Origin of the sequence: Nocardia farcinica, from assembly GCF_029867845.1 — a bacterium.
GTDB classification, from domain to species: Bacteria; Actinomycetota; Actinomycetes; order Mycobacteriales; family Mycobacteriaceae; genus Nocardia; species Nocardia farcinica_A.
The window spans coordinates 1-6,033 of record NZ_JARWRU010000986.1; the positions used below are offsets into that span (position 1 = coordinate 1).

At 72.3% G+C, this 6,033-nt stretch carries 7 protein-coding genes; 2 read left to right on the forward strand and 5 right to left on the reverse strand.

What is annotated here, in order from left to right:
• Positions 1 to 38: 38 nt before the first annotated feature.
• From ribA to QH283_RS21730, 3 genes are read right to left on the reverse strand one after another with little or no spacing between them, the layout of a single operon-like run.
• The gene (gene ribA, locus QH283_RS21720) at positions 39 to 1,265 is read right to left on the reverse strand and encodes a GTP cyclohydrolase II (RefSeq protein WP_280504819.1); all 1,227 of its coding nucleotides are present in this window, start codon (positions 1,263 to 1,265) and stop codon (positions 39 to 41) included.
• A complete protein-coding gene (locus QH283_RS21725; protein WP_414689666.1) occupies positions 1,258 to 1,752 on the reverse strand; it encodes a flavin reductase family protein in 495 nt (164 codons plus the stop codon). The genes ribA and QH283_RS21725 overlap by 8 nt, the downstream gene beginning before the upstream one ends.
• Positions 1,749 to 2,261, reverse strand: coding sequence for an NADPH-dependent FMN reductase (locus QH283_RS21730; protein ID WP_280504820.1), 513 nt, complete (start codon positions 2,259 to 2,261; stop codon positions 1,749 to 1,751). Before QH283_RS21730 ends, QH283_RS21725 begins: the two co-directional genes overlap by 4 nt.
• A gap of 273 nt (positions 2,262 to 2,534) precedes the next feature.
• On the opposite strand from QH283_RS21730, the gene QH283_RS21735 reads away from it, so the two are divergent.
• Positions 2,535 to 3,908: a wax ester/triacylglycerol synthase family O-acyltransferase gene (locus QH283_RS21735; protein WP_280504821.1), complete on the forward strand. Its 1,374-nt coding sequence runs from the start codon at positions 2,535 to 2,537 to the stop codon at positions 3,906 to 3,908.
• Between the two features lie 37 nt (positions 3,909 to 3,945).
• Here QH283_RS21735 and QH283_RS21740 read toward each other — a convergent pair whose 3' ends face one another.
• Together QH283_RS21740 and QH283_RS21745 are read right to left on the reverse strand one after the other, a co-directional pair.
• Positions 3,946 to 4,935, reverse strand: a complete 990-nt coding sequence (locus QH283_RS21740; RefSeq protein ID WP_280504825.1) for a zinc-binding alcohol dehydrogenase family protein — start codon at positions 4,933 to 4,935, stop codon at positions 3,946 to 3,948.
• A gap of 97 nt (positions 4,936 to 5,032) precedes the next feature.
• The gene (locus tag QH283_RS21745) at positions 5,033 to 5,413 is read right to left on the reverse strand and encodes a DUF5313 family protein (protein ID WP_280504822.1); all 381 of its coding nucleotides are present in this window, start codon (positions 5,411 to 5,413) and stop codon (positions 5,033 to 5,035) included.
• Positions 5,414 to 5,636: 223 nt separating this feature from the next.
• On the opposite strand from QH283_RS21745, the gene QH283_RS21750 reads away from it, so the two are divergent.
• Positions 5,637 to 6,033, forward strand: a 397-nt coding sequence (locus QH283_RS21750) for a MarR family winged helix-turn-helix transcriptional regulator (protein WP_280504823.1), incomplete at its 3' end; no start/stop codon positions are given.

A 6,033-nucleotide genomic window follows, 5' to 3' on the forward strand; every position in this document is an offset into this window, starting at 1 on the left:
GGGGGCCCCCCCCCCCTCGCCGAATCGCGTCGCGCGTCTCAGTCGACCGGAATGAGGTGTCCCATCCGCTCGCGTTTGGTCCGCAGATAGCGGATATTGCCGGGAATCGCGCCGGTGAAATGCGGCACCCGGTCGTGCACCCGTATTCCGGCCTGTTCGAGCCCGGCGATCTTGGCCGGATTGTTGGTCATCAATTCCACCGTGTCGCAGCCGAGATCGCGCAGGATCGCCGCCGCCGCACCGTACTCGCGGGCATCGACCGGCTCACCGAGCGCCACATTGGCCTGCACGGTGTCCAGACCCTCGTCCTGGAGCCGGTAGGCCGCCAGCTTCTTGAGCAGGCCGATGCCGCGGCCCTCGTGCCCGCGCAGGTAGACCACGATGCCGCCGCTCTCGGCGATGCGCTCGAGCGCGGAGTCCAGTTGCGGGCCGCACTCGCAGCGGTGCGAGCCGAAAGCCTCGCCGGTCAGGCATTCGGAGTGCACCCGCACCAGCGGGACCGGGCCGCCACCGGCGCGCATGAGGGCGATGTGCTCGTCGCCGGTCTCGGTGTCGCGATAGCCGACGGCGTCGAACCGGCCGTGGCGGGTGTCGATGGTGGTGACCGCGGCCCGCCGCACCCTCGGCCTGATCACGCGTGGCCGCGGATTCCGTTGCCGGTAGCGGACGAGCTCGGCGATGGTGAGCACCGGCAGATCCATCCGCGCTCCCAGCTCCTCGACGGCGGGCAGGCGCAGCATGGTCCCGTCGTCGCCGGTGAGCTCGGCGATCGCACCGACCGGCGGCAGCCCCGCCAGCTCGCACAGTTCCACGGCCGCCTCGGTGTGCCCCGGCCGTTCGACCACACCGCCGTCGACGGCGCGCAACGGGAGCACGTGGCCGGGACGGATGAGGTCGTCGGCGCGGCTGCGCGGATCGGCCAGCACGCGCAGGGTGCGGGTGCGGTCGGCGGCGCTGATGCCGGTGCTCACGCCGGTGGCGGCGTCCACGGTGACGGTGTAGGCGGTGCGCTTGGGATCGCGGTTGTCGCCGACCATCTGCGGCAGCGCCAGCGCCTCGGTGCGTTCGGCGGGCATCGGGGCGCATACGAGCCCGGAGGTGTTGCGGATCATCCACGCCGTCCACTCCGGGGTGGCGGTCGCCGCGGCGAGCACGACGTCGCCCTCGTTCTCCCGGCTCTCGTCGTCGACCACCAGCACGGGCAGGCCGTCGGCGAGTGCGGCGGCCGCGCGGCCGACGGCGTCGTAGGGTTGCGGGCTAGCCATCGCCACGCTCCAATCGGCAGAAGGCGCTGCGGTGGAACACGATCGGCGCCACGTCGCCGGGGTGCTCGAGCCAGTCCACCGAGAGCAGCGCGATGGTGTGATCCCCGGCGGGCAGTTCCTCGACGATCCTGGACTCGATCCACAGCGCGGCGCCGTCCACCAGCAGCGCGCCGCTGTCGCGGCGGACGGTGGACACGCCGGCGAAGCGGTCGCCGCTGCGGGAGGCCAGGGTGCGCGCGGCCGCCGAGTGGGCCTCGGCGAGCACGCTCACCCCGAGCGTCCCGGCCTCGCGCAGCCGCGGCCAGGTGCTCGAGCTGTTCTGGATGCACACGGCCACCAGGGCCGGGTCGAGGGAGACCGAGACGAACGAGCTGGCCGCCATGCCGATCCGCTCACCGGCCGGGTCGGCGCACAGGGCCACCACCCCGCTGGGGAACTGGGCCATGGCGGTGCGCAGGGCGCGCTGGTCGATCTGAGCGGTGGTCACGACTGCACTCCCGCCTTCGCCGAGACCGCGGCCCGTAGCACCGGTCCCCATCGGTCGACATAGTCGGCGATGCGGCCGTCGCTGGCGTAGCTGCTGTCGAGCAGGTACAGCCCCGGCGCGGGGCAGGCCGCGCCCAGTTCCACCAGCAGCGGCTTGAGCATCAGGTCCGGCGCCATGGCGTGGAACGGCGCCGCGCCGAGCATGAGTGGCACCGCCACCACATCGCGCAGACCCTCGCCGGTGGCGAACTGGTCGAGGAACAGTTTGAGCAGGCCCGAGTAGGTGGCCTTGAAGGTCGGGCTGGCCACAACGATCAGGTCGGAGCCCGCGACGGCCTCCACCGCCGCGGCGACCGCCGCGTCTCCCCAGCCGAGCAGGCCGGAGCCGAGGGTGACCACATCGACAACGGTCTCGGGCCCGCTGCCGGTGAGCGCCTCGACCACCAATTCGGCCGCCTGGAGCGTCCGGGAATTCGGTTTCGGATTGCCTGCGACCACGGCGACTTTCATGGTTCCGCCTCTCCGTTGCGTGACGTGGATACCGGTCCAGGTAAACGGTGCGCAATGTCGGATGTGCAACCTCGGTATGTCCGTTGCATTGCGCGGTTTCACATACGGTGGCCGTGGGCGGTGACGTGGGTTTTGTCGATTCCTCGGACGAATTAGCGCCGGAAAACGCCGAGCCCGATCGGGGGTGATCGGGGCGGCGGGACGGGCCCAACGGCCTCGGCGACGCGGGCGGAAGTCCCTGGCGGCGCGGCGCACGGGTGGCAGGATCGGTGGATGAGCGAACTCGGCCCCCTCGACGCGGGGTTCCTGGAACTGGAGGACACCGACCGGCACGTCAGCGCCCGCATCGGCGCGGTGGCGATCCTCGCCGGCGCGCCCGGTGACCGGGTGGATTTCCAGCGTGCGCTCGCCCGGCGGATCGACGCGCTGCCTCGGCTGCGGCACCGGATCGAACGCAGCCCCTGGGACGTCACCGCACCGGTCTGGGTGCCCGACGAGACCTTCGACCTCGGCCACCACCTCACCTGGGCGGCGCTGCCCCGGCCCCGGGACGAGGCCGCGCTGTGGGAGTACGCCGCCAACACCATGGGCCGCAGGCTCGACCGCGACCACCCGCTCTGGCATCTGACCGTCGTGGAGGAGCTGGCGGACGAGCGCTGGGCGGTGATCCTCTCGGCCCACCACAGCATGGTCGACGGCGTCTCCGGCATCTCGCTGCTGCAGAAGATCTGTGACCCGCCGGCGGAGGAGACACCCTCGGCGCACACCACATCCGGTGACCCGGCTGGTGGCTCGGCGGAGCAGGGACCCGACTGGCAGCGGCTGCTGCGCGCCGGGTTCGAACTGCCGTTGCGCGCCCCCGGACTGGTGGCGCGGGTGCCGCGCACCGTGGTACGCACCGCGCGCGGGGTGGCGCCGCTGGTGCGTGACCTGCTCGATCCGCGGCAAGGTTCCTCGCTCAACGGCCCGATCGGCCGTCAACGCCGCTACGCGGTGGCCAGGGTGCCGCTCGACGAGATCGACCGGGTGCGCAAGGCGCTGGGCGGCACGGTCAACGATGTCGCGCTGACAGCGGTCACCGCGGCGCTGCGCGCGGTCCTGCTCGGACGCGGCGAGCAGCCGGGGCCGGAGTCGGCGCGGGTGCTCACCCCGGTGTCGACCCGGTCGTCGCGGGCCTCGGGACGGATGGACAACCGGGTCTCGCTCATGCTGCCCGCGCTCCCGGTGCATCTGGACGATCCGGTGGCGCAGTTGCGGGCGGTGCGTGAGCAGATGGACCACCTCAAGGGCAGCGGGGAGTCCGGGGCGGGCAAGTCGCTGGTCGACCTCGCCGGGCTGGTCCCGTTCGCGCCGGTGGCCTGGGCGGTGCGAACGGCGCTGCGCTTCCCGCAGCAGGGGGTGGTGGCGGTGGCCACGAACGTGCCGGGACCGACGAGGCCGCTGCGCCTGTTCGGCGCGGACGTACGCGAGGTGTTCCCCATCGTGCCGATCGCGCTGCGGCTGCGCCTCGGCATCGCCATGCTCAGCTACGCCGGGACGATGCACTTCGGCATCACCGGCGACTACGACGGCGCACCGGACATCGACGTGGTGGCACGGACCGTCCCGGACGCCGTGCACCGGTTGCTCGACGCGACAGGGCGTTAGGCGCGGACCGTCGGGCGGTCGGTCACCGCCCCACGGTTCACGGCACCAGGACCGCCGCCCCGTCGAACCGGCCGTGCGACAGATCGCTCAGCGCCCGGTCGGCGGTGTCGAGTCCGTAGCGGTGGGTGCGCACGTTCAGGTGGTGGCGCTGGGCCACGGCGAGGAATTCGCGGGCCTGGGCGCGGGTGTTGGAGGTGACGCTGCGCAGTTGCCGTTCCCGGAACAGGTGGCGCTGGTAGTTCAGCGGCGGGGTGTCGGTGAGATGGATCCCCGCCAGGGCCAGGGTGCCGCCGGCGTCGAGCGCTTCCAGGGCCACCGGAACGAGTTCCCCGGCCGGAGCGAACAGGATGGCGGAGTCCAACGGCTCGGGCGGCGGGTCGGCGGGGCCCTGGGCGGAGGCCGCGCCGAGTTCCAGCGCCAGCGCGCGGGCGGCTTCGCCTCGGGTCATCACGTGCACGCGAGCGCCCTGGGCGAGGGCGACCTGGGCGGTGAGGTGGGCGCTGCCGCCGAAGCCGTAGAGGCCGAGTACGCCGCCCTCGGGCACCTCGGCGCGCAGCAGCGCGTGGTAGCCGATGATGCCGGCGCACAGCAGCGGCGCGAGTTCCTCCTCGCCGTAACCGGTGGGCAGGGGCAGCGCGTAATAGGCCGGGACCGTGGTGTATTCGGCATAGCCGCCGTCGGCGTCCCAGCCGGTGTAGCGCGAGTCGGGGCACAGGTTCTCCGCGCCGCGCATGCAGTAGCGGCACAGGCCGCAGGTGTGCCGCAGCCAGGGGATGCCGACCCGGTCGCCGGGGCCGAAGTCGCCCGCGCCGGTCACGACCTCGGCGACCACCTCGTGACCGGGCACCACCCGATGGCGGTGCACCGGCAGGTCGCCTTCCACCACGTGCAGGTCGGTGCGGCAGACTCCGCACGCCAGCACCCGGACCAGCAGTTCGCCCTCCCCGGGTTCGGGGACCGGTTCGGTGACCGGCCGCAGGGCGGCGCCGTCGACCGGGCCGGGGGTGGTCACGCGCCAGGCGCGCATGCTCTGCTGCACCGCCATCTGTGGCTCCTCGTCGCGGGTGGGGCCTGTCGGGTCGTGCGTCCCCATCGATTGTGCGCCCGGCGTCGGGCCGGGTGGGTCAGGCCCGGCCGTAGCGGTGTTCGTAGGCGAGGCGGTCCTCGTCGCGGCGCTGCTGTTCGTGCAGGTGCGCCAGCCGCGGGTCGAGCCCGTGCTTGACGAGGCGGTGGCGTCGGTAGACGTAGAGCAGCGCGACGGTGAAATAGACGTGCGGCAGGTACAGCAGCGCCATCATCGACAGAGCCATCCACAGCGGTCCCGGCAGCAGCAGGAACAGGCACAGCGGCGGGATGACCGGCAGCAGGAAGCGCATCAGGTAGCGGCGGGTCGCGCCGGGGCCGGTGAGATCCTCGCGCACCCAGTCCCGCATCTCGGGTGGCAGCGTCGCGCCGCAGACGTAGCGGACCCGCTGGAGCGGGGTGGGTGTGGTGCGCGCGCTCATCGGCTGCTCCCTTCGCGTCTGCCCGGTTGCGGTCTCGTCGGCGCCGGTCGCGCCGGTTCGCCGCGGGCCCGGTGGCAGATCGTTCGGCTGGCGGGTCGTGCGATAATGAATCGTACGCTAATAGTTAATGCACGATCTAACCTGGCGGCCACCCCCACTCGGCGATCGGCCCCGGGGGTGCGCAGAATCGGATGATCGTTCGGCACGGTGCGAGGAGGTGCGTGTGGACAGCGCGATCGAGGATCCGCTGCGGCTGGAACGCCAGGTGTGCTTCGCGCTGGCGGTGGCCAACCGCGCGGTGCTGTCGATCTATCGGCCACTGCTCGAGCCGATGAAGCTGACCCACCCGCAGTACCTGGTGATGCTCACGCTCTGGGGGGACGCGCCGCTGTCGGTGAAGGAGGTCGGCGAACTGCTGCAACTGGACTCGCCGACGCTCTCGCCACTGCTCAAGCGGCTCGAGGCGCTGGACTACATCACCCGCACCCGCGACCCCCGCGACGAACGCGCACTGGTCATCGACCTCACCCCGGCCGGGCGGGCGCTGCGCGCGCAGGCCGAGAAGATCCCGGCGGCGGTGGTCGAGAAGCTGGGGGTCGAGCTGTCCGAACTGGAGGAAT

Bases quoted from the DNA above. Each gene is read 5' to 3' on its own strand.
- ribA (WP_280504819.1), bottom strand. From the start codon at position 1,265: ATGGCTAGCCCGCAACCCTACGACGCCGTCGGCCGCGCGGCCGCCGCA.
- QH283_RS21745 (WP_280504822.1), bottom strand. From the start codon at position 5,413: ATGAGCGCGCGCACCACACCCACCCCGCTCCAGCGGGTCCGCTACGTC.
- QH283_RS21735 (WP_280504821.1), top strand. From the start codon at position 2,535: ATGAGCGAACTCGGCCCCCTCGACGCGGGGTTCCTGGAACTGGAGGAC.
- QH283_RS21730 (WP_280504820.1), bottom strand. From the start codon at position 2,261: ATGAAAGTCGCCGTGGTCGCAGGCAATCCGAAACCGAATTCCCGGACG.
- QH283_RS21740 (WP_280504825.1), bottom strand. From the start codon at position 4,935: ATGCGCGCCTGGCGCGTGACCACCCCCGGCCCGGTCGACGGCGCCGCC.